We start from the raw sequence: 24727 nt of genomic DNA, 5'->3' as shown, positions 1-24727 counted from the left end.
CGAGAGAACAGAGTTGCCATGGAATCCCACTTCACCGATCTGCTGCGCCCGTTCCTGAAACTCGCCGAGTCCACTGAGCTGGAGATCGGCCCGGACACCGATCTGCGCCGCCTCGGCCTCACCTCCATGCAGGCGATCGAGTTGTTGTTCGCCATCGAGGACACCTACCGGATATCGCTGCCCGACGAGCACATGAACGACACCACCTTCGCGACGGCGGGCAGCCTGTGGCGGGCGGTCGCCGCGCAGTTGCCCGACCGAACCGGCGAGGCGGATACGTGACAGCGCAACTGCACGGGGTCGATGTCGACACCAGGCTCGCCGCTGTCGTCGAGGTCGTCGAACAGCATGTACGCAGCACTGATCGGGACGCGACCTTTCCGGTGTCCGCTCTGGATGCCCTGCGGCGCACCGGTTTGCTCGGGCTGCTCGTATCACCCGAACACGGCGGGCTCGGCGGGACAGTGCGGGATATGGCCGCCTGCGCACAGCGGTTGGGGCGCAGCGACATGTCGGTGGCGATGGTGTTCGCCATGCACTGCCAGCAGGTCCATGCGGTGTCCCGGTTCGCGGGCGCGGAACTGAGTGCGGACCTGCTGCCGCGTCTCGCCGCCGGTGACGTCTACCTGGCATCGGTGACGACGGAAGCCGGAGGTGATCTGTTCGGCGTGCGAGCGCCACTGGTGGTGACCGAGGACCACGTACGCATCGAACGGTTCGCGCCGATCGTGACCGGAGCGGCGTACGCCGACGGATTCCTGATCACCATGCGCGGACTCGACGCGACCGGAAGTGACGACGTCGCACTGGTATACGCCGATCGAGACCAATTGGCGGTCGAGTGTTCCGGTGACTGGCAGCCGATGGGCATGCGCGCCAGCCACAGCATTCCGGTGCGGCTGCGCGGTTCGGTGCCGCGGCACCAGGTCATCGGCGGGCCCGGCGTATTCCACCGCATCGCCACCGAGGTGTTCGCACCACTGGCCCACATCGGCTGGTCCGCGGCCTGGCTCGGCACCGCGGCCGGTGCACTGTCGCGGGTACTGCATCTGGTGCGTGATCCGGCGCAGCGGCGCAGCTTCGACATCGGCTCGGAACTGCTGCTCACTCGCCTGTCGCGGGCGCGGCAGCAGCTCGACACCGTGCATGCGCTGTTGCGGCAGGCGGTCGATCTCGTCGAGTCGGGTGCTGATCTGCAGACGCCGCCCCGGCAGTTGCTGCTGAACTCCTTGAAGCTCAGCGCCTCCGAACTGTGCCTCGCGGCGGTCGACGGGTTGGTCGACGCGGTCGGGTTGCGGCACGGGTATCTGCGCGACTCACCTACCCGGCTGGAGCTGGCCCTGCGTGATCTTCGTTCGGCGGCGCTGAATTACAGCAACGACCGGTTGCATCTCGCCGACGGCCGACTCGCACTGCGTGACCGGGGAGTGCACTTTGTCGATTGAGCTGTCCTGCACCGCACCAGCCTCGAATGCGCTCGCGGAGCTACCGGCGACGTCGAGCGGCGCCCAAGTGTGGGCGGCCCTCGGCTCGGCGGGACTGCTGATCCGTTGCTACCGCGGCGGTGACGTCCGGGCCGGGGTGGATCCGGAGCGCATCGCTGACTTGCTGACGGCCGTGGACGCGCGCTTCTCGGTGGCGGCCACCCTTTCGGTGAGTTTGCCATTGGCGACGACAGTTCCCGTATTGGCTACCGGCGCAGCGGAAGTCGCGCAATCGGCGGTCGAGCGCACGCTCTCCGGAGCGTCCACCGTCGCGCTGGCGGTGACCGACGAGAACGCGGGCACCGACCTCACGGCGCTGGGCACGCGTATCGATCTCGACGCCGAGGGCGCGGAGGTCTCCGGCACCAAGCGCTGGATCGCCAATGCCGTTACCGCCGAGGAGATTCTGGTGCTGGCCCGCCACCGACCTGGGCGCCACATCACCGATTTCACCTGGGTACTGGTCCCCAGCGACGCCGACGGGGTCACAGTGCACCCTGCCGACTCGACACTGTTCGCCGCCTCCGGCAGTGGGCATATCGATTTCGACCGGGTCCGGGTGGGGCGGGAGCGGATCCTCGGGCGGGTCGGGTTGGGGCTGCCGGTGTTCGCCCGACACATCGCGACCGAGCGGCTGGCGAGCGCCCTGTGGGGAGTTCAGCTGTGCCGTCGGGTCATCGCTCGCACTCGCGATCGCCTGGCAAGCCGGGCGCACGGCGACAGCACCCTGTGGCATCAACCGGCTGTGCGACAGCGGCTCGCCACCGCGATCGTGCGGGCCCAGCAGTTGGATGCACTGTGCCGGGTGCACGCGAACGCCGTTGCGCGACACCACGATGCGGCCGCTGCGGCGACGTTGAAAGCAGCCGCCGGTGACACCGTCGGCTTCGTGCTGGGGGAGTGCGCGCACCTGTGGGGCGCGGACGGCTTCGCGGCAGGCGGACTGCAGGAGCTGCGCGCTCAGGCCGCGCTGTTCGGAATCGGGGGCGGCTCAACTGAAGTCGTCCTCGAGACGGTGGCCGAGTACGCGGACAGTGCGCTGGCGGCGCTGGCCGGGCGGAGTGCACCGTGATCACCTATTTTCCGGTGCGGACCAATATCTGGCTGGCCATTGCGGACGTCTCCGCACTCGGTGCCGTCGCGCATCCCGGTGACCGCCGACCGGTGGCGGGTCGACCCGCGTGGCGGGTACGGGAATTCCTGGCGGGGCGCGACCTGTTGCGCCGCCTGCTCACCGTCGCCGCGCCGCACGCCGCCGATGCCGTCGTCCAACCCGATGCGCGGGGGAAGCCTTGGCTGGTCGGCTATCCCGAAATCGGTATCAGCGTCTCGCATTGCGCGGAGGTGATCGCCGCGGGGGTGGCGGTGGGTACGGCGCTCGGCGTCGATGTCCAGCAGCCGGATCCAGTGGTCGGCGACGGTATGGTCCGTCGGTTACTCGGCACGAACGCGCCACTGTTGCACGGGATGCCGCCGAATCGCGCCGCCGAGGAGGTCGCCTGGATATGGACCGTGCAGGAGGCGTGCGTCAAGGCCGACGGCGCCGGATTGGCCGGGCACCCCTGGACAATCCCGGTGCTGCCCCGAACGTGCGCCGGTCGCTGGGGGCGTTTCGTCTGGTCGAGTCTGCGTGGCAGGTCACCGATTCCACTGAGTTACGCATTCGCAGCCGTCCCGACCGAGGAAGAGCCGTGACGAACACAGCCGAGACCAGCGCCGATAGCCTCTACGAGTGGTTCGGCGATGCCGCGCGGGCACACCCCGATGCCGTGGCTCTGGAGGTCGACGGCGTGGCCTGGACCTACCGCCGCTTGGCGAACGCGGCTGGAAACATCGCGTCCAGGATTCTCTCAGTGTGCGATGGCCAGGTGCCACGTCGAGTCGGGCTGCTGGCATCCCGTACCGCCACGGCCTACGCCGGATACCTCGCGGTCCTGCGCCTGGGCGCCACGGTGGTGCCGCTGGGCACGAGTTTTCCCGCTGAGCGCAATGCGGCCGTGGCGGCGGCGGCGCGGTTGGACGTCGTACTCGCCGACGGCAGCGCGGATTCCACCGGGCTGTGTGATCGAGCGCTGGTGTTGGACCATGCTCGGTTGGCCGCCTCGGCCGATGAGAGCGTTCCGTCGATCCGTGCCGGGGAACCGCGGCGGGCCGCCTACATTCTGTTCACGTCCGGCTCGACGGGTGTCCCCAAGGGTGTGCCCATAAGCCACGGCAATGTGTGCGCGTTTCTGCGAAATACTGTGGCGCGGTACGGAGCCGGGCCGGGTGCACGGGTCTCGCAGACCTTCGATCTCACCTTCGACCCGTCGGTCTTCGATATGTTCGCCGCCTGGGGGTCTGGCGCCACCTTGGTGGTCCCGACTCGCGCCGACCTGCTGGCACCGGTTCGATTCGTGAACCGGCACGCCATCACGCACTGGAATTCGGTCCCCTCGGTGATCTCCATAGCCCATCGGCTGCGCATGCTGCGTCCCGAGGCCATGCCGACACTGCGGCGCAGCGTCTTCTGCGGTGAACCACTCACGCTGGACCAGGCCGAGGCATGGCGGATCGCGGCGCCGCACAGTCGAGTGGAGAATGCCTATGGCCCCACCGAACTCACCGTCACCTGCACGTCGTACACCCTCCCGCACGAGCTACGGGACTGGCCGCGCACGCATAACGGCACCGTCCCCATCGGTACGCCGTACCCGGGAGTGGAATACCGAGTGATCGACGGGGAACTATGCGTCCGCGGACCACAACGCTTCGACGGATACCTCGATCCCGCCGACGATAACGGGCGCTTTTACACGGCAGACGGCCATCCCTACGATCCGAACACCCCGCTCGACCACACCCACTGGTACCGCACCGGTGACCGAATCAGCACTACACCAGACTCGGCCGATCGCCCCGTCCTCATCCATCTCGGCCGAACTGACGAGCAAGTACAAGTGCAGGGCTACCGTGTCGAACTCGCCGAAATAGCCGCCGCCCTCCGTGAGATCCCCGAGATTGCCGACGCGGCAGTAGTACCCCTGACCCGGCCCGGCGGAGACACCACCCTCGCCGCAGCCTTCACCACCGATCCCCACAGCAACGACCCCACCACCGACACCCTCCGCCGACACTTACAACGCCGACTCCCGGACTACATGATCCCCCGCAATTTCCTGCGCCTCGACGCCCTACCCCTGAACCCCCGCGGCAAGATCGACCGCCCCGCACTGGCCCAACTAATCACTGACGCGGACCCAAGAGCTACCCCCAGAACTCGAGCGGGGCGCGACGCCACCGACGGTGCGTGGTCAGCCAGACATCAGGGCCGAGCAGTCCGTCCCGATCGATGAACTGCTACAACGAATTCGAGCTCTGGGATGGGACACGCGCCTACTCAGGGTTCTGTGCTCGGCTTGCCGCCCGCTGGTGCCAAGCGAGTGGCCTTGCTGTAGCGAGGGTCAAATGCTCCCCAGTCGATGACTGGGGAGCTCGTCGTAGTGAGCCCCGCTAACCTTGTAACCGACGGAATGCCCTCGAGGCAGGGGGATTTGGTTTAGACATCGGAACGCCCACCGAACGGCCTTGGCACGAAACGGATTGCGGGTGACACCAGTTGCTCATCCGTTCGATTGGGGAGGTTTTCCTTGGCGTTCTCGCAGCACGATCTAATGAAGGGTTACCGTCGACGTCCGCGACTGGCTCGCGTTGGGGTCCTCACGGTGTCGATCAGTGTCTTTGTGGGAGTTGGGATTCTGGCACAGGCGCAACCGACTTCGACGCCGTCTGCGCCGAGCTCCTCGAGTGCATCATCGACGACCACAGCGGCACTGCCCTCGGCGTCGAGCTCCACCCCTGCTGGGCCCACCGCCGCTACGCCACCGCCTACCCCACCGCCCCCTGGCACGACATCCCCGCCGCCACGGACGACAACGCCAGTGGTGAGACCGACCTCCTCAGCGCCACCTGCGGAGAAGACCACCTGTGCGCCGGGCAAGAAGGTAAAACCAGAAGAGTGGAAACCGACCGACAAGCCGCGTGCGACTGTCGAACCGGGCAAGATGCGGTCGGATTGCGAAGAGATCCCCGGAGGGTTCAGCAAGGGCGACGCCGACAAAGCGGAAACAATGGAAGCAGCCCTCGCATCGTCGGGTACGCAATCGCGGTCGGCGCTCGCCGTGCCGGGCTGCCAGGTGTATTGGCCATCGCCCTATGAGGTGTGCGGGGCAATCCGCGACAAATACAACGAACTCGGCGGACCGAACAGTTTCCTGTCGTTTCCGAAGTCCAATGAGCTCGCAAATCCCGATGGCATCGGTCGGCGTAGCGAGTTCGTGAACGGTCCGATCTACTGGTCACCTGGTGGTGGTGCACATCCGGTAGTGAATCATTTCTTCGCTGCATGGGCCCGCCACGGATACGAGGCCGGATACCTGGGCTATCCGACGACCGATGAGATCCCCGGCGCGAATGCCGGTCGGCGCCAAGAGTTCCAGGGCGCGGCGATCTACTGGCATCTCAACGAGGCATACGCCATCGGCGGAGCGATCCGTGATAAATGGAACTCGGTCGGGGCGGAAGGGGGGCCGCTAGGGTATCCGAACACTGACGAGCTACCGGTTGCCAAGAACGACGGTCGCTACAACAACTTCGAGAACGGAACCATAACCTGGTCCGAGCTCATAGGATCGCGGCTACTCTACGGTGCGATCCGTGACCGATGGGCAGAGGTGGGACGTGAAGGCGGCGCGCTCGGCTACCCCACTGGTGATGAGCAGGTAGCAGCCGACGGCATAGGTCACTACGCGTACTTCGAAAACGGCACCGCCATCTATTGGCTGCCGGTAGTCGGTGCATGGCGGGTAGCGGCACCCATCTTGAACATCTGGGCGTTCCTGAAGTACGAAGCCGGGCGTCTCGGGTACCCGGTTTCGAACCCGCAGACGACTGAACTTCCCGAAGGGATCGTCATCGCGCAGGAATTCCAGCACGGCTCAGTGGGATTCGACGGCAACAGTATCGCCTACGTAGGCGACTACGGCGAATAGCGACCTTTCGTCGAACCGGCACTCCACCATGAGGAACGATATGAGAATCACAGCGATACTCTCCTGCGCCGCCGTGGTATTCGGGACGGTTCTGGCTGCAGGGCCAGCATCAGCCCAAACATCCACCGACTGCTCCAAACGACAGCCACCATTTCCAGGCTATGACAGTGCCCAGATCATGCGACAAGTCCAGACCACTGTGGGCACCGTGCCGATACGACGAGGATTCTACTGCGTACCGGACTCCGCCGTCGGAAACGAAGCTCAGGAATCACTCAGCGCCTTCGGCTTCGGTTATGACAAAGCCCGTCATCGACACAAGATAACCTCGCTCAACGCAATAGATTTCGTTTTGAAATCTCCAGTAACCTCCAGGTCGGCGGAAGGCTACAATTTCGTGGCCTATGCACGGGAGCTGGTGTGCCAGCGTGACGGCCGTGAGTGCAAAGCCACGAAACAGCAGAAGGTAATCGGTGCATCGTCGAACAAGAACGCCGACACCTACTACGAGATGCCGGCCGGAAACCCGGTCGGGCTGCTGACCGTCTACTGCGACTACGAGGATAAGTTCAAGCTACGGTGTGAGGACTGGGTCAACAAAGGGCTGCGGCCTTCCACGCGATGATAGATGTGGTGCCAGTTTCGGGTTGCTCGCCGACGAGGTGGAGGTTGTGATGGTCGACGATGTGCGGTGTGAGGTCGAACGCCGGTATCCGGAACAACTTGCCGCACAAGGGGAACTCGACCGGGCGGTCGTGAAGTCGGGGGGATGGGGGCGTGAGGAAGCGGTGCTGGGGCCCGAAGGAGGGTTGCGCGGACCCGCTGTGACCCTGTCTGGGATCGAAGTCGACACCGCAGTGGTCTACGTCGATGTGATCGACTTGGGCACGTTCACTTCGGACGCGCAGCCGCTGGGAGTGATGGTGTATGTCTGGGCCGATCACAGCGACGGGGGTGTCCTACCGGATACCGAGTCCGAGGGCTGGGCACGCGCGGTCCTCGGGACAAGACGGTCCGACTGCTCCTACGCAGTGCGTAGCTCGGGAGGTGACTTGCGTTGGCGGCAAGGCTATCTCGTGGTGGTCGATGATGAGGGACAGCCGATCGAGATCCCGAACGATTTCTATTTTCCGGGCGCAACCAACGGGTCGGGGGATATCTTTGTGCGTCCGCTGCGGCTAACTTCTGATGGCAAGATCGCCACTGAATACGTCGCTGCGGCTGCGCGCGGCGCGACCTTGTACTGGCCGGTGGAACTGATTGGTGCAGGGCCTGAGGATGCTCGATCAGCGGCCGAGGCGTTGCTGAACGAACTCCGCGTCAAAGGGTCGGTCGATACCCGATTCCGTTTGCTGGCAATGCGATTGGACGGGACTACCGCAGGGATCGTATTCCGGCGGCTCGACACCGGCGAAGAACTACAACACAAGGTTCAGTTGCCCGGTAAGGACGATCTCAGCGAAGGCAGCGACTACTTCCGGCGGTCTACCCCGCGTTTACCCCAACCGTTCACTTCGCCGGAGGAATGGGCGCAGTTCATGTGCGGGTTCCTTCAAGAGCTCTTCCGTACCGGCTTCTTGGGTCGAGTCGAGTAGCCACTTCGGTATCGATGCTTCACGGGCTGGCGGGGAGATCGTGCCCGGCGGTGTCCGGGACTCGCTGCCGGTGAGGGTCTACTGCAACAGTGCCGCGTGCATTTTTGTGTAGAGGTCGGTGTTGTTTTGGGTGGTGGCGAATTGGGGTGAGGCTGGGCCGTAGGTGTAGATCTGGACGTCGGCTCCGGTGTGGTCGCCGTAGAGGTACGTCAGCCAGAGGCTGGCGTCTGGGGAGCCGTCGGTGATGTCGGCTGGGTCGTCGGGGGTGCGTAAGGTCGCGGGGGCGAATGTTTGTGGGTCTGCCTGGGGTGCGTTGAGGGGGCCGCGGGAGCGGTTGGGGTCGAGTAGCTGTTCCTTGTCGCGCAACGGGATACCGTTGTTGGCGGGGTTTCCGGGGTCGATGTTGGGGGGTAGGGAGACGGATTCGGCGTTGGTGAAGTTGCCCGGCTCGACTATGCCGAGGCCGCCGCCCTCGTGGTCGGCGGTGACGATTACCAGGGTGTGTCCGTCGCGTTCGGCGAAGTCCATGGCCGCGGCGACGGCGTCGTCGAATGCTTTGAGTTCACCGAGGGCTTGGGCGGCTTCGTTGGTGTGTGAGCGTTTGTCGATTTGCGCGCCCTCGACCTGTAACAGGAAACCCTTGTCGCCCTTGGATTTCGACAGCAGATCGATGGCCTTGGTGGTCATCTCGGTCAGGGTGGGTTCCTGACGCTGTGGCGCGGTGTCAGGGAGCGCGGCCTTGGCCTGTTCGACGGTCATGTTGCCGCGGCTGAACAGACCGATGACCTTCGCGCTGGAGACGGCGCTCAGGTCCTGCTTGGTGGCGGTGCGCTGGCTGACGGCGGTCTGCGCGGCCATGGCCGGGTCGCCCATGCTGCCGAGCACAGCATAGCCGTTGTCCTGCAACAGTTTCTGGTCCTCAGGGGTAAACCGAGACAAGCCGCCGCCGAGGATCACGTCGGCGGTGGCCGTGCGGGCGATCTGGTCGGCGATCGGTGTGAGCACGGTCTTGTCGTCCGGGACCGCTTCGAAGCTGCCATCGGCTTTCTTTGGCAGACACGATGATTCGGAGAACGTGGGACCCTGGCAACTGCGTAGTAGCGCATGACTGTACATGGCGGCCGGGGTGGCGTCGGTGACCTCGGCGGTGGTCACGTTGCCGGTGGCGAAACCGGCGGCCTTGGCCTGCTCCATGAGGGTGGGCACCGCTTTGCCGTAGGCGTCCACGCCGATCGCGGAGTTGTAGGTCTTCACGCCGCTCGACCACGCGGTGGCCGACGAGGCCGAGTCGGTAACCAGCACCGGCTGGGTGCTGTTCGGTTCCACCGCATAGGTGGAGACCGCGCCGATGTGCGGCAGCTTCTCCATGTTCAGTCGACCGCTCGCGCCGTAGAAGCGTTGCCGGGCCGCGGTGATGTGGCTGCGGCCCATGCCATCGCCGAGCAGGAAGATGATGTTGTGCACCTGATCGGCGGCCTCGTCCCGACTCGTCCCGCATCCCGCGAGACCGGACGCGGCGACCAGCACGGTCGTGGCAAGAGCCGCGGCGGCACTCGATCGAGAGCGCTTCCTCTGCTGCACTGTGTCTCCTCTAGCCGTCGGTAGCGAACTATTTTGTTGCACGCCAAAGGGTCTGGAGCTTGGCAACGGTATCCGCGGACAGCTGGTAGTCAAAACCGATAAGTCTGATCAGACCACGGGTTCGGGTTGGACGCGTAGAGTGTGTGGTTCGATCGCGCCGCGTACGAGTGCTCGGGCGTCGATGGTTTCTGGATGGTAGGGCAGTGTGGCCAGTCGTTGGGTCATGGCTTGTACTGGGTCGGTGAGTTGTTCGTTGAGCCCGAACAGGAATGTCCATTCGTGTTCGTCGCTGCCGTATTGCACGACGGTGGCGAACTGTTCGTGGAAGCGGTGCCAGGATCGCTTCAATGTTTCGTTGCGCCACATCGTCGCGCAACCGGCTTGGGCGCTGAGTACGCCGCCGGGGGCGAGTAGTTCCCGACATCGCGACAGGAACTGTGTTTCGTAGAGCCGATTGTGTTGTGCGTCTTCGACTCTTTCGTCGGGTAGATCGATGACGATGACGTCGTAGCGGGTGCCGGTGTCGGCGGCGCGGGCCAAAAAGTCCCAGCCGTCGGCGTAGTGCACGGTGATCGGTCCCTCGCCGTTGACCGCGGCGGCCAGTTCGTCGCTGGTGTAGCCGTAGGGCAGGTGTTGGGCGCACAACTCGACTTCGCGTTGGTCGATGTCGACGTGGTCGACCTGTGTCGCGCCCGCGGTGACCGACATTTGGCTGGCCACTCCTTCTCCGGAGCCGATGATGAGGACCTTGTCCAGTTTCTGGGCCAGGGCGAAGGCGGGGACCATCATCGCTTCGTGGTAGGTCAGCTGCGAGAATTCGGTGGATTGGCGGTCGTTGTCGGAGAACAGGCTGATGCCTTGGTCGGTGCGGGCGATGACCATGTGCTGGAACGGGGTGTGGGTGTCGATGATGACCTCGTGCAGGTCCCAGATGCGGGTCAGTCCGGCTCCGACGGGTTCTTCGATGCGTTGGGAGCCGTGTCCGCGTCGGATGACTTGCATGCGAACGTCGTTGGGGGCGAGTTTGTCTCGCAGGAGTTCGACGGCTTTCGACGCGCCGGCGCCGATACTGCCGCAGGTGAAGACGTCGACGAAGATGTCGCCGGACTCCGGATAGGTGTGAATCGAGGCGTGGGACTCCGACAACAGCGCGAGGACAGTCACCCCCTGCGGATCGAACTTTTTGTGTACGACATCGCAGATGGTGACGCCCGCGGCGATCAAAGACTCACGCAACGCCGATTCGAGTCGTTCGAGATCGTCGCAGAGCACCGCGTCGACACCACCGAACTCGGCCAGCACGTGCCAGCCGGTGAAATCCGCCGTCATGGGCAACTCGCTCTCGCTTAGGGGGCAGCCGGCGAAGCCGGCGGGGCGGGCAGGTTCAGCGCCCGAGGCATGCAAGGTCACGGGCGGAAAACCGTTGAAGGACACCGACGAATAGCTCGCGGTATAGGCGCCGGTGTCGAGGGCCTGTATGCGATCACCGGCTCGCAACGTGGTCGGTAGGGGGACTCACGTGCATTGCTACGGTACATCGTCTCCGGCACCGATCGAGCCTCGTTCAGAGTCGGTGCGGAGTTCACGTACGAGAGGGGAGTCCGCCACCGCGTAGCGATCGATGGGGGAGGCCGGTCGGCGATGTGAGCACCATCATGCCGGGCGACCCGTGTGGCCGACGCCATCGTGAACCGTTGCGGGCGTGGGCAACTCGATCCCACGCGATGGTGCTGGTCATCTGGGCAGATGACCAGCTCGGCCTGGGCCGAACCGTTGCGAGAGGGTCAGCGAGAGTGTCGGTTTCGGCCTGCCCGTGGCGAGCGCGGTCGGCGCCGGGCGAGCAACGGGATCGCTGACCGAGTTGATCTTTGCGGCCGAACCATTAAGAGTTTGTTCCGGGCGGAATGTTTGAGGTCACAACTTTGGAGGGTAAGCTATGACGCCATTAGCTGGGAACGGGGAGCCTGCCCTACGTACGACCGTGCTGGGCGGCGAACGCCTGGAACCTCGGGACCCGGTGAAGAGAGTACCGATCGCCTCGCTGCGGGATTCGGACTCGCCGCGGTCCGACGGGGTGGATCTCGATCATGTTCAGTTGTTGTCGGAGGTGCAGGTCCCACTGCCGCCGATCGTCGTGCACCGATCGACCATGCGGGTCATCGACGGTATGCACCGCTTGAAGGCGGCCATCCTTCGGGGACGTGATCACATCGAAGTCCGCTACTTCGATGGCGACGACGAAGATGCCTTCGTTCTCGCGGTGCAACTGAACGCGGCGCACGGACTCCCACTGTCCGCGGCCGACCGGACCGCCGCGGCCGCACGAGTCCTCGGTGCTCATCCAGAATGGTCGGACCAGGCGATCGCCGCGCTGGCCGGCATCTCGGACAAGACCGTGGCGGCCATCCGCCGCGCATCGACCGCGGAGCATCCAGCCGTGAACTACCGGATCGGCAGGGACGGTCGCCGAAGACCACTCAACCCGACCGAGGGCCGGATGCGGGCCAGCGCGCTGTTCACCGAGCGGGCGGACGCGCCGCTGCGCGAAGTGGCGGCGGAAGCGGGAATCTCGCTGAACACCGCGCGCGATGTGCGCGAACGGCTGCGCCGCGGCGAGGACCCCGTCCCTGAGCAGCGTCGCGGCCGGACCTGTCGGGACACCACCACGGCGGACCGGCACGATTCGGCTGACACGCCACCGGATCTGAACGACGCGCTGGCGCTGGCCCCGGACTGGAAGGCGAAATTCGACGTACTGGCACGGGATCCCGCGCTCCGGTTCAACGAGGAGGGCCGGACCATTCTGCGGCTGTTGCACAGCCAGATGATGGGCGCGCAGGCATGGGAACGCCTCATCGAGAACGTGCCGACGCACTCGACCGCCTCGGTCGCCGAGGCCGCCCGTAGGTGTGCCCAAGCCTGGCAGCAGTTCGCTCGCAGGCTCGAAGCTCGTCAGTGTGAGACCGGCGCTACTCAGCGATTCGTGGGTGAAGCGCACTGCGCGGAGTCGGACAGCCTGGGGCGCTCCGCCGGAGAACTGCGGATCGTCAGCGCGCGACGAGCATGATGCGGAACCCCTGCTACCCCTGCGCGGTTCGCGCTTCCTGAACGAGCAACTGCTCGAGGTCCACGAGGAATCGGTGAGCATCGGACGGCGGCATCGCGGCGGTGTCCGTGGACAGCAGGATGCGAATCCACTCGGATCCATCGCCGTCGATCATTAGGAAGAAAGGTTCGGCTTCTTGAAAGCTGTGCGGGGCCACAACGGTGTGGTCCAGCGCAGCGCAGATCGAGTCGGCATCGGCGATCGAGCCACCGCGAGATTCCCGAATATCGTTGAAGCAGGCGGGAAACGCGTCCTCGGCATGACATTGCCGAACGAGTTCATCGACCAGGTCGGGGTCGTAATGGCCGCGTGAGTAGGCCGCCATCGAGGACTTCAAAGCCGACCGCGCCACCGCGGCGAACGATGGTGACCCGACATCGATGGTCGCGGGAACTTCCTGGTGCAGGTTGGCTACCGCGTTGCGCAAATCGGGTGCGAACCGGTTGGACACCAGCAATCTGAAGGCGACACGCGACAGGCCCGCTCGACGTCCAAGCAACTGGGCGGCGGCGGCGAGTAACACTGCCCCCGAACTGATGTCGTACCGCGCGGCCAGCGTCGACAACGCCAGCGCGACGGCCCGGGAGTCCATCGCGAGGGTCGCGCACTGTCCCGACCGTTGTGCGGGAATCGCGGTCGGCGGTGCGTCGGCCAGCTGGCGTTGCCAGTAGGCCAGCGACCGAGCAAGCAGTCGTTGTCCCTTGGGCGAGCGCTCGAAAAGCGCGTGGTCGACCGGTTGTCGTGAGTTCGCTGGCACCGCATGGCCATTCAGTCTGGCAATCAGTTCGTCGGCCAGCACGCGAAGCGACGTCAGGTCCACCGCGAGATGCGACACGCAAAAGGCCACCAGTACCGGCACTTCCCGGTCCAGCACCACCAGGGCACGTAAGGGGAGATCTACCTCGAACTGGTAGCCGGTCTGGAGCATCCGCGCTTCCCACGCGCGAAACACCGTGCCGGGATCCTCACTCGGTCCGACCGAGGCCGTATGCACCGAGAACGAACCCGATTGGGATACATGCTGGGACAACGCTCCGGCGGCATCGGCCACGAACACGGTGCGTAGCGACTCGTGCGCGCCGACCGCCGCCGAAAGGGCCGAGAGTACGTCCGGCAACGTCGGTTTCATCGAAAGGCCGACTCGGTAGATCTGGTTGAAGAAGGCGGAATCCGGCAGCTTCTGCTGGATGGCCCCCCACAGCTGCCGTTGTGCGCAGGTGGCGGGTGCGACCGCTGAGCGCGAACCGTGAAACTCGACCAGCCGTTGGTCCATAGCTCAACCTTCACACGAGGAAACGAACACATGACTGCCATTTGTCCGGATCGTGCGGGGCAGCAGCTGCCCCGCACGATCCTCGAATCAACCTGATCGATTCAGGCGGAAAGCTTTTCCAGTTCGCGGACGACGTCGTCGACCGGTGCCGTGGTGTCTATTTCGAGGGTGGCGCTCTTGCGCAGCAGCGGCTCGATGAATCGCTGATGCTCGAGGATCATCTGACGTTCTTCATCGCTCTTGCCGTACGGGTTGTTGGTCCGGCTGGCAATACGGCTGAGCATCACGTCGACTGGTGCGCTCAGCAGGACCACGTGATCGAACGAATCGTAGAAGTCGGCCTGGTTCGACTTGCAACCGGACACGAATAGCATGCCTTGTTCATGGTCTGCCAGCAATTTCTCAATTGCCTCTTCGCGCCAAATCCAGTCGGTCCCACCATCCTCCTCCGTTACCCAGCGACACCACTCGTCGGTATCCGTATCCACAACGCGGTGACCACGCTCACCGAGCTTTTCTAGAACTGTCGACTTTCCCGTCCCCGACATTCCCGTGACAAGTATCTTCGGCATGCCGGAAGGGTAGCACTCGGGTTGGTCGCGAAACATCACCACCGAGAACAGATCTCGGATGGTCAAAGTAGTTGCGGTGCGGATTTCCGGATAATGAAATTCTCCATGACCAGGATGTCCATGCCCGACGCGTGGAAGGTGCGCAGCGCATCGAGCGGAGTGCAGACTATCGGTTCTCCCGCGACATTGAAGGACGTGTTCAGTAGGACGGGCACGCCGGTCAGGTTGCCGAACTCGGTGAGCAGGCGGTGGAAGGCGGGATTGTCGGCTTGTACGACCCGGTGGATCCGGGATGTCCCGTCGACGTGGACCACCGCGGGCGCGTCGGTGCGCAGGTGCTCGTTCGCGGTGAAGGCCATCATCATGAACCGCGCGTCACCGCCGTGATCGGTGTAGCTGTCCGCGTGCTCCTCGGGAATCGAGGGGGCGAACGGTCGCCACGGCTCGCGATGCTTGATCACCGCGTTGACTCGATCGCGCATCTCCGGTGTCCGCGGATCGGCGAGGATACTTCGATGCCCGAGGGCACGGGCCCCGGCCTCCATCCGCCCGGCGAACCAGCCGATTACCGAACCCCGTGCGAGCTCGCGCGCGATCACCGGTGCCGGGTCGTCGACGAACTCGAACTCCGCCTGCACGTTGCGCAGCGTGCTCTCGATCGTGGCAGTCGAATAGGCGGGACCGAGTGCCATGGAGCCCAACGGTTTCGGCAGCGTGTTGGCGTCGGCATGGCAGGCAACCAGCGCCGCCCCGGCCGCCGCGCCGTTGTCCGCGCATCCCGGATGGGCGAAAACACGATCCACCTCGGGCAACATGGCGATTCTGGCGTTCATCTTGACGTTCATCGCGACGCCGCCGCCGAGACACACTGTGCTGACGCCGGTTTCCCGTACGGCCCAGGACACGAGTCGGCATGCCGCCTGCTCCGTGGCGATCTGTGCGGCGAGGGCGAGATCCTGGTGCCACGGTTCAACCGGTGCCACGCGAGACCTCGGCGGGCGTCCGAACAACTCGGCCAGCCGATCGGTGAACCGACCGGAGTACGTGTGCGGGCCGTAGTGGATGTACTCGGGTGCGACGCGGTAGTCGATACCGTTGTCGGCCGGGTGCAGCACCGCGCTGACGAGCGTGTCCAGTCCGGAATCCGGCCTGCCGTGCGAGGCCAGGCCCATCACCTTGTACTCGCCGTCGGACGAATCGAACCCGAGATACTCGGTGATCGCGGCATAGAACCAGCCGAGTGAGTGCGGGATCTCGATCTCTCGAATCAGCTCCAGCGCCGCTCCCGTTTTCAACCAGACGGTTCCGGTGTGCGTGTCGCCGGAGCCGTCGAGGACGAGTACGACCGCGTCGCCATACGGGCTTTCGTGCGCGGCCTGGAACGCGTGGGTGAAATGGTGTCCGGTTCCGACGATCTCGGGAATGGCCTCCACGCCGAAGGTGCGGCCGAGTTCGCGCCGATGCAGTTCCCGCAGGCTGTCCCGATTGAACGTGGACAACTGCTTGTGCTGCCAGCGGCTCGTCGCGGCGTCGACCGGCCAGGTTTCATTCATGCGCTGGTAGAAGGCGGCGATACGGCCATCGCTGTATCCGGTTACATCCCAGGGCATTGCGATTCGATGGACATCGGACAGGTCGGCCTTCGCCGCTTCCAAGCAGTACCGGATCGCATTGATCGGGTAGATGCCGAACGCGTGCTTGTGTCGAATGAAGCGTTCCTCGTCGGCGAGCGCCAGCACTCGGCCGTCCTGGACGATGGCCGCCGACGGATCGTGCGGTCCGGTCATGATGCCGAGGTAGAGGCGGTCCGGTACGGGTGCGGGCTCGGCGTGCGTATGTGAAATCATCATGGCGTCAGTAGCTTTGGACGTCTCGTCTTTCCTGTGGGCTGAGCGAACGGGCGTACAGATCCAGTCGGCGGAGGTGGCGCCGCATGACGCCGGACTTGCGATCCCATTTGGCAACCCACTCCTCGAAGGTCTCCGGCGGCTCGTGCTCGGAGGAAACGCGGAAACCGCCCGGGGCCTTGGCCTGATGCGCGGGCTCGTTGGCGGAGAACCGGATATCGACGCTCCAGCGGACCCGGTCGGAGATGTTGTCGAGGGAGCGGTGCAGGACGAGTTCGTTGAACATCAGCGCGTCGCCCGGCCGCATCGGTACCGATATCGGTTCCGTGGTGAATTCGGGTGCGTCCCGGAGTGTGGTGATACCGAATTCGTCGGTGCTCTTCGGCAGTACGCCCTGCTTATGCGAGCCGGGTACGACGGCGAGACAGCCGGATTCGATACCCACGGGCACCAGCGGAATCCAGAAGGTCAGGATTCGGCTGTCGTCGGCACTCCAGTCGTCACAATTGAAGGCGTCTTGATGCCAGTCGATGGTTTGGCTGGGATCGTGCGGTTCGCGCGGCCTGCCGTTGAACAGGTGGTAGGCGCGGATTTCCGGGCCGAGAATCGATTGTGCCGCACCGAGTAGGCCCGGCTCGAACCACAGCTGGTAGACGGCGGGATCGATGAGGATTCGGCGCCAGACGATCGGCCTGGAGGCCGGCACCTCCGCTCGGATCGCGGCCCACCGCTGCTCGAACGGCAATTCGTCGTACAGGCGCGAAAGTTCGCCGCTGTCGACCAATTCGAGAGCATACTCGTCGACGATCCTCTGGAAAACTTCGGCGACTCGGTCGCGAGCTTTCTGCGAGACCACATTCTCGAGGACCAGCAAACCATTTCGCTCGTATAGCTCGATTTGCTCGGCAGTCAGAGCCCCATCCATAGCTGTGTCTCCTTTCGTTGTTGTATCGTTCCATCCGCGAAGAAAATGCCGCAAGTGATCAATCATCGACACGGAAAGACAAGGCGCACAATGAAGATTGTCATCGCAGGCCGTGGTCGACTGGCTGTCCGTGGAGCCCATCTGTTCAGCCTGCTCGCGCATATGACATGCCGCAGCGCCGAACTCGTGTGCGTGCCGTCGACAGACGATGACGGCACGGATGGTTGGCGGCCATCGCTACGCCGTGCGGCCCGAGCCAATGGCTGGCCGATCTACGACACCATCGCCGCGCTCGGTTTGGATTCCGCGGATCTGTTGGTGTCCCTGCAATATCCGACGCTCATTCGGATCGCGGACCTCGGGGGAGCGCGGGCGGTGAATCTCCATTTCGCGTTGCTGCCACGCCACCGCGGCAGCCTCCCTTGCTATTGGCCGATCGCCGGTCGGGAGCAGACGGTCGGTGTGACGTTGCACGAGTTGACCAAGGGTGTGGACGCGGGGCCGATCATCGCCGCGCGGTCTTTTCCGCTGCCCGAATTCACCGCCGCGGGTGATCTATTCGAGATGTTCCATGATCACGCGTTCGAATTGTTGACCGCACAGGCCCGGGCCCTGATCGAGGGCAGTTACACGGCGCGGCCGCAGCAGGACCCCGGCGAACCCGCCCATCGGCGCGCGGATGTGGACTTCACGCAAGCCGAGATCACCGATTTCGCGCGGCCCGCGGCGGAGGTCCGCGCCGAATGCCTGGCCATGACCTTCCCAGGTTTCCAACTGCCCACCTTCCGCGGCAGGCCGGTGCGCAACGCGTACTTGCTGCCACATGGGCTGCCCGGCGGCGAGATCGGCGCGATTGCCGCGGAGACGAAGCAGGCGGCGGTGGTCTCGTGTGCCGACGGCTTCGTCTGCCTGGAGTACGCCACCGAGGAATGGTCGGCCTGACCTCAGGCCGCGTGGCGCGGGGCTAGTGCGGTGATCTCCTTCGCGATCAGCGCTAGGTCGTCCTCGGTCAGCTCCGCATGGCAGGGGATGGAGAAGACAGTGTTCGCGACCTCTTCGGTGCGCGGCAGTGTGACGTTGTCGGCGGCGAACACCGTGTCGAGGTGGGCTGGTGGGAAGTACACCCGAGCTTCGATGCCACGGTCGCGCAGACCCTGCACGATCGCGTCGCGGCGCGTGCTCGAACGAAGGGTCAGCATCATGTAGGTCGCTGTTCGGTCGGGGCGGTTGGGCGGAAAGAGGACGTCGGCGTCGCGCAGGTGAGCGGCCAGAAACTCCGCGTTGGCCTGCTTGCGCTCGATGATGTCGCGGAGTCTGGTCACCTGCACTCGACCGATCGCCGCCTGCATTTCCGTCATTCGCCAGTTGTAACCGATCGAGGTTCGAGGCGTGCCGTCATCGGCGACACCGTGGTTACGCAGCTGTCGCAGGCGTCGGGCGTAGTCCGGGTCGTGGGTGGTCACCATGCCGCCCTCGCCCATGGTGATGTTCTTCGTCGGGGTGAAACTGAACATGGCGCCGTCGGCCAGACCGCCGACGGGGCGGCCTCGATAGCTCGCGCCGTGGGCTTCCGCCGCGTCTTCGAGCAGCAGGATCCCGGCCCGGTCGGTCAGGGCGCGCAGTTCGGCCATGTCGGCGGCTTGGCCCGCATAGTGCACCGCGATGACCGCCTTGGTCCGTGCGGTGATCAGCGCGGCTACGTGATCGGCGTCGATGTTCAGGATGTCGGCGTGCACTTCTGCGAATACCGGGCGCGCGCCGGCGTGTACGACGGCAGTCGCCGTCGAAAGAAAAGTGAACGAGGGCACGATAACCTCGTCGCCCGGCCCTATTCCGTGGGCGAGCAGCATCGCGGTCAACGCGACTGTTCCGTTCGCCATTGCCACGGCGTATGGCACCGCGTGGACTCGCGCGAATTCTTCCTCGAATGCCGCGGTTTCCGGACCGTTAGTGAGGAACCCCGATGACAGCACTCGTTGTACGGCTTGCAGCTCCGGTTCTCCCATGATTGGCTGCGCGAACCGGATTCGGAACTGTGGCGGCTTCGACAATGACATGAGACGAAATCCTTATCTATCCATCAGTTATTCACAAATAGCACACTGTTCGATGGTGGCAATGTTATGGAGGAGCGAGATGACCAACCCTGTTCCGCAGACCCTGGTAACGATCGGCGAGGCCGAGCGTCGTGCGGTGGATCGGGTACTGCGCAGCGGCAAGCTCGTGCAGGGCGAGGAGGTCGGAGCTTTCGAGAACGAGTTCTCGAAAGCTGTTGTCGCCGACCGGAGTTGCGTGGCCGTGAACTCTGGCACGAGCGCGCTCCATCTCGGTTTGCTGGCTGCTGGTATCGGTCCCGGTGACGAGGTCATCGTGCCATCGTTCACCTATGCGGGTACAGCCAATGCGGTGCGCTTGGCGGGGGCTCAGCCGGTCTATTGCGATATCGACGAGAAAACCTACTGCGCTTCTCCGGAATCAGTGCGGGCGTTGATCGGGCCGCGTACCGCAGCCATTCTGGTGGTGCACCTCTTCGGTCACCCGGCCGATATGGATGAATTGGTCTCGCTGGCCGAGGGTGCGGGTATCGCGTTGTTCGAGGATGCCTGCCAGGCGCACGGCGCGACCTGGCGCGGCCGCCCGGTCGGCAGTTTCGGCACGTTCGGCGCATTCAGCTTCTATCCGACGAAGAACATGACCACCGGCGAAGGCGGAATGATCGTTTCCGGCGACTCTGCCCTGGTGGAAAAGGCAAGGCTGTTGCGCAATCAGGGCGCTCGAAAAGCGTACGACCACGAGATCGTCGGCTTCAACAATCGAATGACCGAGGCCGCTGCCGCGATCGGCAGAGTGCAATTGCAAAGCCTGGCCGGATGGAACGAGCAGCGTCGTAACATTGCCAAGCAGTATTCCGCGGAGCTGACGAATGTGCGGGTGCCCTCGGTAGGCCCGAATGTCGAGCATGTCTTCCACCAGTACAGCGTTCGGGTACCCGAGGGGGTCGATCGGGACCAGGTACGCGAGGAACTCCGCAACCGGCAGGTGGGGACCGGTGCCTACTACCCGGTGCCCTGTCACCGCCTCGCCCCGCTGCAGGCCCCCGTCGACCTGCCCGTCACCGACGCGGTCTCCAGCACGATGTTCGCGCTGCCGATCTTCCCGGCGCTCGGCCGGGAGGATCTGCTCCGGGTGGCTCGCGAGGTGAACGAGCTGACCGCGCCCAAGGGGTGAGCAAACGCCCCGAGCCACCACAGCACTGGTCGTACGAGACGGAAAGAGTGGGATATGTCTGGGGGTTCTTTCGTGGAGGCGGAGGATTTGCTCCGTACCGCGTACGAGAAGTTGGCGAGCGCCCCGGCAGACGATCCGTTGGCCTCGGCGGCGACACATCTCGTGCGCTGCGCGATGGATGGCGTGGCGATGCTCAATCAACCCGAATCGTCCACGGCGAGAGGGATTCTCGGCTGTGCTCGCGCTGCCGTGACGGTCGCCACCTACGCCCTGCGTGAGGTCGACGGGCGAGATCGACGGCATCGGCGGGCCGGACTTCGCCTGAAAGCGTGTCCGGAGCCGTTGCCGGAGTAGGTATCCGGGCAGCACCGAGGCGCCGGGACGGGCGGGTGCTGCCAACCGATTCGGGCGTCCCGTCGAGCGCGGCACGACGGGACGCCCGAACACGGTCAGTTCGATTCGTTGAGCGGGACGAACGGCAGGTGTTCGAACTTGGTGGCCATGAACTCACGGACGATCCGCTGGATGTTTTCCGGACGGTAGCGCTCGGCCGTGCTGAAGCCCGCGGTTCGGAGCCGGGTCGCGAGGGTGGGCTCATCGCGCAGTCGGCGGACCGCCGCGCGCAGGCTGTCGGCGTCGCCGAAGGGGACCTGCAGGCAATTCCGTTCCGGCATCGCGTATTCCGCCGAACCGCCATTCGGGCAGAGCACCGCGGGGACACCGAGGGCCATCGCTTCCAACGGGGGATTGCCGAGACCCTCGACTCTGCTGGGGAACACCAACGCGTGGCAGGAACCGATGGCCGCCGCCACCTCCGTGGCGTTCAGCCCGATACGCAGCTCGTCGACGAGGTTCGCGAGCTGCTCCGATGGCGGGCCCGGCGATACCCACACAATGTGGACGCCCTCCTCGCGCAGTGACGAAAGCGCCTGTAGCGCACCGGGTATGCCCTTGGTGGTCACGTGCTCGGGGCCGACCACGATGACGCGGAACGGCGGTTGTGGCGCCGGCGTGCAGTCCTGGTCGAACATCTCGCTCGCGATCGGGACCGAAATCAGTTCGGCCGCACGGTGAAAGCGCTGCTCGAAGATGTTCACCATGGACTGGGATCCGGCCCACAACGTCACCGGCAACTGGTGCATCCGGAACGCGAAGTCGATGAAGTCGCGGTCGAATCCGTCGGGTTCTTTGCGCAAGGTCGGCTCGCCCGCGGAGTATCCGATCACCGGGCCCGCGCCGGATTCCAGTGCGGCGAAGTAGTCGATCCAGCAGCCGACCAACAGCGTTGCCGGTGCCAGTTCACGTAGCGCGTCGGCCAGTGAGCGCGGGTCCGCCAGCGGCGCACGGGAGGCGAAACCGTACTTGTCGTACTTCTCGTCCAGGCAGTCCTCGCCCCGGACCTGGCGGACATGCACCTCGGCGCCTTCCTCGCCCAGCATCTTCGCCAGCTCGAGTTGCACGCGCATGCCGCCCGTCTGGATGGGAAAGGGCAGGACGAGCACGACTCTTCGGTTCGGGACCGACGAGGTGGTGACCGGCCCCGGATCGGCTCGGTCGCCGATCAGGGCGTCGGCGGCGTGGCGGCCCTCGGCGAGGCGTAGCCGGTCCACCGGGGACAGCGCGTCGAATACCCGGGCGACGCGGCGGATCTCGCGCCGGGTGTGCACCGACCACCGTGCCGGGAAGCCGAACTGGTCGAGTACCGCGGTGGGGGTTTTGTCTTGGGTCATGCTGGGCTCATCACCTTCGAGTGGGTGGCGTACTTTCCGTAGATCAGCTGGTGGATGGCGTCGTAATCCGCGGCGCGGCCGAGGTCGCGCCACCGCTGGCGGCCGGTGCGGTCCGGGGTATCGGTCTGGTCGGTCCAGCCGATATCGATCGCGTGTTGCCCGAGCTCGTTGATCCGCCAAGCGGGTGCCGCCTCGATGTCTCGCTCCAGCGCGGTCATGGCGAGCGCGGAGTAGATCCGCAGCGACGCCTCGATCGAGAACCGGTCCTGCACATGCCGCCACCCCGCCTCGGTGGTCCGGTCGTACTGCTCCGGATCGGCGAGCAAGTCGGCGGCGGCGCGGGCCGCCGGTAGCCAGTCGACGGTGACACTGCCGTCGAGCTGGACGGTGGTCGGCATATGCACGCCGGTCCGGCCGTGCAGCACGCTGTCGCGGTAGCCACCCCAGTCGGCGACGATGGGTGGCGTTCTGGCGACCTGCGATTCGATCGGGACGTAGCCGAAGTTGTTGTCGTAGATCGTGGACGCCGACACCACGAACGTCGCCCTGGCATACGCCGCGGCGAGTCCGCGGGCATCCAGAAACGGCAGGAAGACCGCGGCGTCGGTCAGCTGGGCCGCTGCGAGCGACGCCTCGAGTTCGGCTTGATACGCCGTCTTCGCCGCGCCCGCCGCGGCGTGCAGGAACACCAGCACCGGGCGATGGCCGTGATCGCGAAGCCAGGCGGCCAGCGGAACGATGTGGTGCACACCCTTTTCCGGTTTCATCCGCTCCGCGCTCAGGATCACCGGACGCCGCGGGTCGAAGCCCGCCAGCGCCTCGGTCAGCGCCGTCGGCGCCGGTCCGCTCGGCAGGAAGAGCCCCAGATCAGTCGGCATCGGAGCGACGTCCACGCTGGATTCCCACGGTGCGTCGAGAAACGTCCGCAAGATCTCGCGATCGGCGGAGCAACTACAGACGAGTGTGTCGTTCGACTGGAACCGCCGCATGAGGGCCACGCGCCAGGGGACCGCCCGCGTCGCGTCGCCCATGACCAGCGCCAAATAGGGCGGCCGGTGCCGGGCGCGGTCCCGGGCATTCAACAGGCGGATGTCCGGGATGCCGACCAAGACGTCGACCCGGCCGACGAAGTCGTCGGCCGGTTCTCGCTCGTCCCACGCCTCGAAGACGGTGTCCTTACCCGCCGGCGCCGCGCTGAGGGCGTCGAATCCCTGGGCACAGCGGAAGACGCTGCTGTGCGCGGCCGGCCCGCCGTACTTCTCGGCGGCGCGCAGGATGCGGCGCCGAATGAAGTGCACGCCAATCCGGATGGTCATCGCTTCGGCCTCTCAGAACTTGCTCGCTTGCAGGAAGTCCTCGAACCGCACCGAGGCCGGGTCGAGCGGCTCCACGCGGACCCTGACCAAACCGTTCGTCACCACGTCACGCACCGGCGACTCGGAGTCGTCGAGGTAGTCCTCGTGCAGTTTCTCGCCCGGTCGCAGCCCGACGATCTCGACGGGCAGGTTCGAGCCCGCGTGATCGATCAGCGTGTGTGCGACGTCGAGGATGCGGACCTGCTCGCCCATATCGGCGAGCAGGGTTTCGCCGCTTCGGCCGTGCTCGGCCGCGAGCACGATCAGCTTGACCGCGTCGTCCATGCTCATGAGAAAGCGGGTCACATCCGCGTGCGTGACAAGCAGCGGTTTGTTGTTCTCGATCTTTTCGACGAACGTCGGCAGGAATGAACCACGACTGCCCAGCACATTGCCGAATCTGACGTTGGCAAAACGGCGATTGTAGGTGGCGCCGAAATGTGAGGTCAAACGTTCACTCAGTCGTTTGGTGATGCCGAGCACCGACGTAGGGTTGGACGCTTTGTCGGTGGAGACATTCACAAAGATCTCGGTACCGCATTTCGCGGCCGTGGACAATGCCGTCCGAGTGCCGAGCACATTGACGCGGTACGCCTCGGACGGGTGCTGCTCGAGCAGTGGCACATGTTTGAGGGCGGCCGCGTGGACGACCACCTCGGGTCGCTCGCGCTGGAAGACCTCGCTGAGTGCGTCCTCGTCGCAGATGTCGCGCAGGTAGTAGGTCTGCGCGGGAATGCATTGCAGGTCAGCAAGACTCAGCTGCAACGCGTGCAGCGCTGAGTCGTCCCGGTCGAGCATGACGAGCTCGGCGGCGGGCATCGTGGCCACGGCACGGCAGAACGCCGAACCGATCGAGCCGCCCGCGCCGGTCACGAATACGCGCTTGCCCGCCAATATACCGAAATCGACGGGCACTGATCTGATGTGATTCGCGTACTGCCGGTGACCGTTCAGCTGCATTTTCAGAACGTCATCCACCCTCATCTGTATCCCTTGACTAT

General features: G+C 65.0%; 22 protein-coding genes. 12 read left to right on the top strand and 10 right to left on the bottom strand.

The features are described 5' to 3' along the window. Window positions 1–18: 18 nt before the first annotated feature. From ACFK0J_RS22805 to ACFK0J_RS22770, 8 genes are all read left to right on the top strand, one after another. Window positions 19–282: a phosphopantetheine-binding protein gene (locus ACFK0J_RS22805; protein WP_378730454.1), complete on the top strand. Its 264-nt coding sequence runs from the start codon at window positions 19–21 to the stop codon at window positions 280–282. Continuing rightward, a complete protein-coding gene (locus ACFK0J_RS22800) occupies window positions 279–1445 on the top strand; it encodes an acyl-CoA dehydrogenase family protein (RefSeq protein WP_378730452.1) in 1167 nt (388 codons plus the stop codon). Before ACFK0J_RS22805 ends, ACFK0J_RS22800 begins: the two co-directional genes overlap by 4 nt. Further along, window positions 1435–2556, top strand: a complete 1122-nt coding sequence (locus tag ACFK0J_RS22795) for an acyl-CoA dehydrogenase family protein (RefSeq protein ID WP_378730449.1) — start codon at window positions 1435–1437, stop codon at window positions 2554–2556. The genes ACFK0J_RS22800 and ACFK0J_RS22795 overlap by 11 nt, the downstream gene beginning before the upstream one ends. Next, complete coding sequence (locus ACFK0J_RS22790) at window positions 2553–3179, top strand: 4'-phosphopantetheinyl transferase family protein (RefSeq protein ID WP_378730447.1); 627 nt, start codon at window positions 2553–2555, stop codon at window positions 3177–3179. Before ACFK0J_RS22795 ends, ACFK0J_RS22790 begins: the two co-directional genes overlap by 4 nt. Continuing rightward, window positions 3176–4819 carry an AMP-binding protein gene (locus ACFK0J_RS22785; RefSeq protein ID WP_378730445.1) on the top strand — a complete coding sequence of 548 codons (1644 nt, stop codon included), beginning with the start codon at window positions 3176–3178 and terminating at the stop codon, window positions 4817–4819. Before ACFK0J_RS22790 ends, ACFK0J_RS22785 begins: the two co-directional genes overlap by 4 nt. 588 nt (window positions 4820–5407) lie before the next feature. Further along, entirely contained in the window at window positions 5408–6514 is a 1107-nt protein-coding gene (locus ACFK0J_RS22780; RefSeq protein ID WP_378730443.1) for an LGFP repeat-containing protein, read from the top strand. 40 nt (window positions 6515–6554) lie between these two features. Beyond that, window positions 6555–7139, top strand: a complete 585-nt coding sequence (locus tag ACFK0J_RS22775) for a hypothetical protein (protein WP_378730441.1) — start codon at window positions 6555–6557, stop codon at window positions 7137–7139. Window positions 7140–7188: 49 nt separating this feature from the next. Next, window positions 7189–8109: a hypothetical protein gene (locus ACFK0J_RS22770; protein ID WP_378730439.1), complete on the top strand. Its 921-nt coding sequence runs from the start codon at window positions 7189–7191 to the stop codon at window positions 8107–8109. Between the two features lie 78 nt (window positions 8110–8187). Here ACFK0J_RS22770 and ACFK0J_RS22765 read toward each other — a convergent pair whose 3' ends face one another. Further along, complete coding sequence (locus tag ACFK0J_RS22765) at window positions 8188–9690, bottom strand: alkaline phosphatase (RefSeq protein WP_378730437.1); 1503 nt, start codon at window positions 9688–9690, stop codon at window positions 8188–8190. 108 nt (window positions 9691–9798) lie between these two features. Continuing rightward, entirely contained in the window at window positions 9799–11019 is a 1221-nt protein-coding gene (speD, locus tag ACFK0J_RS22760) for an adenosylmethionine decarboxylase (protein ID WP_378730435.1), read from the bottom strand. Between the two features lie 688 nt (window positions 11020–11707). On the opposite strand from speD, the gene ACFK0J_RS22755 reads away from it, so the two are divergent. Next, on the top strand, window positions 11708–12757 hold the full coding sequence (locus ACFK0J_RS22755) for a ParB/RepB/Spo0J family partition protein (protein WP_378730433.1): 1050 nt from the start codon (window positions 11708–11710) through the stop codon (window positions 12755–12757). 13 nt (window positions 12758–12770) lie between these two features. Here ACFK0J_RS22755 and ACFK0J_RS22750 read toward each other — a convergent pair whose 3' ends face one another. The 4 genes from ACFK0J_RS22750 to ACFK0J_RS22735 all read right to left on the bottom strand — a co-directional run bounded on the left by ACFK0J_RS22750 (window position 12771) and on the right by ACFK0J_RS22735 (window position 17413). After that, a complete protein-coding gene (locus ACFK0J_RS22750) occupies window positions 12771–14069 on the bottom strand; it encodes a condensation domain-containing protein (protein ID WP_378730431.1) in 1299 nt (432 codons plus the stop codon). A gap of 101 nt (window positions 14070–14170) precedes the next feature. Beyond that, entirely contained in the window at window positions 14171–14641 is a 471-nt protein-coding gene (locus tag ACFK0J_RS22745; protein WP_378730429.1) for an AAA family ATPase, read from the bottom strand. A 62-nt stretch (window positions 14642–14703) separates the two neighbouring features. Next, window positions 14704–16491 (bottom strand): carbamoyltransferase, encoded by a 1788-nt coding sequence (locus tag ACFK0J_RS22740; protein WP_378730427.1) that lies wholly within the window; start codon window positions 16489–16491, stop codon window positions 14704–14706. 4 nt (window positions 16492–16495) lie between these two features. Next, window positions 16496–17413, bottom strand: coding sequence for a phytanoyl-CoA dioxygenase family protein (locus tag ACFK0J_RS22735; RefSeq protein ID WP_378730425.1), 918 nt, complete (start codon window positions 17411–17413; stop codon window positions 16496–16498). 90 nt (window positions 17414–17503) lie between these two features. On the opposite strand from ACFK0J_RS22735, the gene ACFK0J_RS22730 reads away from it, so the two are divergent. Next, on the top strand, window positions 17504–18355 hold the full coding sequence (locus ACFK0J_RS22730) for a formyltransferase family protein (protein ID WP_378730421.1): 852 nt from the start codon (window positions 17504–17506) through the stop codon (window positions 18353–18355). Window positions 18356–18357: 2 nt separating this feature from the next. Here ACFK0J_RS22730 and ACFK0J_RS22725 read toward each other — a convergent pair whose 3' ends face one another. Further along, the gene (locus ACFK0J_RS22725) at window positions 18358–19419 is read right to left on the bottom strand and encodes a DegT/DnrJ/EryC1/StrS family aminotransferase (RefSeq protein WP_378730419.1); all 1062 of its coding nucleotides are present in this window, start codon (window positions 19417–19419) and stop codon (window positions 18358–18360) included. A 130-nt stretch (window positions 19420–19549) separates the two neighbouring features. Between ACFK0J_RS22725 and ACFK0J_RS22720 the strand changes: the two genes are divergently transcribed. Further along, the gene (locus ACFK0J_RS22720) at window positions 19550–20641 is read left to right on the top strand and encodes a DegT/DnrJ/EryC1/StrS family aminotransferase (RefSeq protein WP_378730417.1); all 1092 of its coding nucleotides are present in this window, start codon (window positions 19550–19552) and stop codon (window positions 20639–20641) included. Window positions 20642–20695: 54 nt separating this feature from the next. Further along, window positions 20696–20995: a hypothetical protein gene (locus ACFK0J_RS22715; protein WP_378730415.1), complete on the top strand. Its 300-nt coding sequence runs from the start codon at window positions 20696–20698 to the stop codon at window positions 20993–20995. A gap of 95 nt (window positions 20996–21090) precedes the next feature. Here ACFK0J_RS22715 and ACFK0J_RS22710 read toward each other — a convergent pair whose 3' ends face one another. The 3 genes from ACFK0J_RS22710 to ACFK0J_RS22700 are packed head-to-tail and all read right to left on the bottom strand — an operon-like array spanning window position 21091 to window position 24704. Beyond that, window positions 21091–22371: a glycosyltransferase family 4 protein gene (locus tag ACFK0J_RS22710; RefSeq protein WP_378730413.1), complete on the bottom strand. Its 1281-nt coding sequence runs from the start codon at window positions 22369–22371 to the stop codon at window positions 21091–21093. Then, the gene (locus ACFK0J_RS22705; RefSeq protein WP_378730411.1) at window positions 22368–23687 is read right to left on the bottom strand and encodes a glycosyltransferase; all 1320 of its coding nucleotides are present in this window, start codon (window positions 23685–23687) and stop codon (window positions 22368–22370) included. The genes ACFK0J_RS22710 and ACFK0J_RS22705 overlap by 4 nt, the downstream gene beginning before the upstream one ends. Before the next feature lie 12 nt (window positions 23688–23699). Beyond that, complete coding sequence (locus ACFK0J_RS22700) at window positions 23700–24704, bottom strand: polysaccharide biosynthesis protein (protein ID WP_378730408.1); 1005 nt, start codon at window positions 24702–24704, stop codon at window positions 23700–23702. Window positions 24705–24727: the final 23 nt, after the last annotated feature.

It is taken from the genome of Nocardia brasiliensis (assembly GCF_042691675.1).
Taxonomy (GTDB): Bacteria; Actinomycetota; Actinomycetes; order Mycobacteriales; family Mycobacteriaceae; genus Nocardia; species Nocardia brasiliensis_D.
The sequence above is the reverse complement of the archived record's forward strand: the minus strand, read 5'-3'. Positions and strand labels throughout refer to the sequence as shown.

Bases quoted from the DNA above. Each gene is read 5' to 3' on its own strand.
- ACFK0J_RS22730 (WP_378730421.1), top strand. From the start codon at position 17,504: ATGAAGATTGTCATCGCAGGCCGTGGTCGACTGGCTGTCCGTGGAGCC.
- speD (WP_378730435.1), bottom strand. From the start codon at position 11,019: ATGACGGCGGATTTCACCGGCTGGCACGTGCTGGCCGAGTTCGGTGGT.
- ACFK0J_RS22715 (WP_378730415.1), top strand. From the start codon at position 20,696: ATGTCTGGGGGTTCTTTCGTGGAGGCGGAGGATTTGCTCCGTACCGCG.
- ACFK0J_RS22725 (WP_378730419.1), bottom strand. From the start codon at position 19,419: ATGGGAGAACCGGAGCTGCAAGCCGTACAACGAGTGCTGTCATCGGGG.
- ACFK0J_RS22740 (WP_378730427.1), bottom strand. From the start codon at position 16,491: ATGATGATTTCACATACGCACGCCGAGCCCGCACCCGTACCGGACCGC.
- ACFK0J_RS22750 (WP_378730431.1), bottom strand. From the start codon at position 14,069: ATGGACCAACGGCTGGTCGAGTTTCACGGTTCGCGCTCAGCGGTCGCA.
- ACFK0J_RS22710 (WP_378730413.1), bottom strand. From the start codon at position 22,371: ATGACCCAAGACAAAACCCCCACCGCGGTACTCGACCAGTTCGGCTTC.
- ACFK0J_RS22705 (WP_378730411.1), bottom strand. From the start codon at position 23,687: ATGACCATCCGGATTGGCGTGCACTTCATTCGGCGCCGCATCCTGCGC.
- ACFK0J_RS22770 (WP_378730439.1), top strand. From the start codon at position 7,189: ATGGTCGACGATGTGCGGTGTGAGGTCGAACGCCGGTATCCGGAACAA.
- ACFK0J_RS22805 (WP_378730454.1), top strand. From the start codon at position 19: ATGGAATCCCACTTCACCGATCTGCTGCGCCCGTTCCTGAAACTCGCC.
- ACFK0J_RS22775 (WP_378730441.1), top strand. From the start codon at position 6,555: ATGAGAATCACAGCGATACTCTCCTGCGCCGCCGTGGTATTCGGGACG.
- ACFK0J_RS22720 (WP_378730417.1), top strand. From the start codon at position 19,550: ATGACCAACCCTGTTCCGCAGACCCTGGTAACGATCGGCGAGGCCGAG.
- ACFK0J_RS22745 (WP_378730429.1), bottom strand. From the start codon at position 14,641: ATGCCGAAGATACTTGTCACGGGAATGTCGGGGACGGGAAAGTCGACA.
- ACFK0J_RS22735 (WP_378730425.1), bottom strand. From the start codon at position 17,413: ATGGATGGGGCTCTGACTGCCGAGCAAATCGAGCTATACGAGCGAAAT.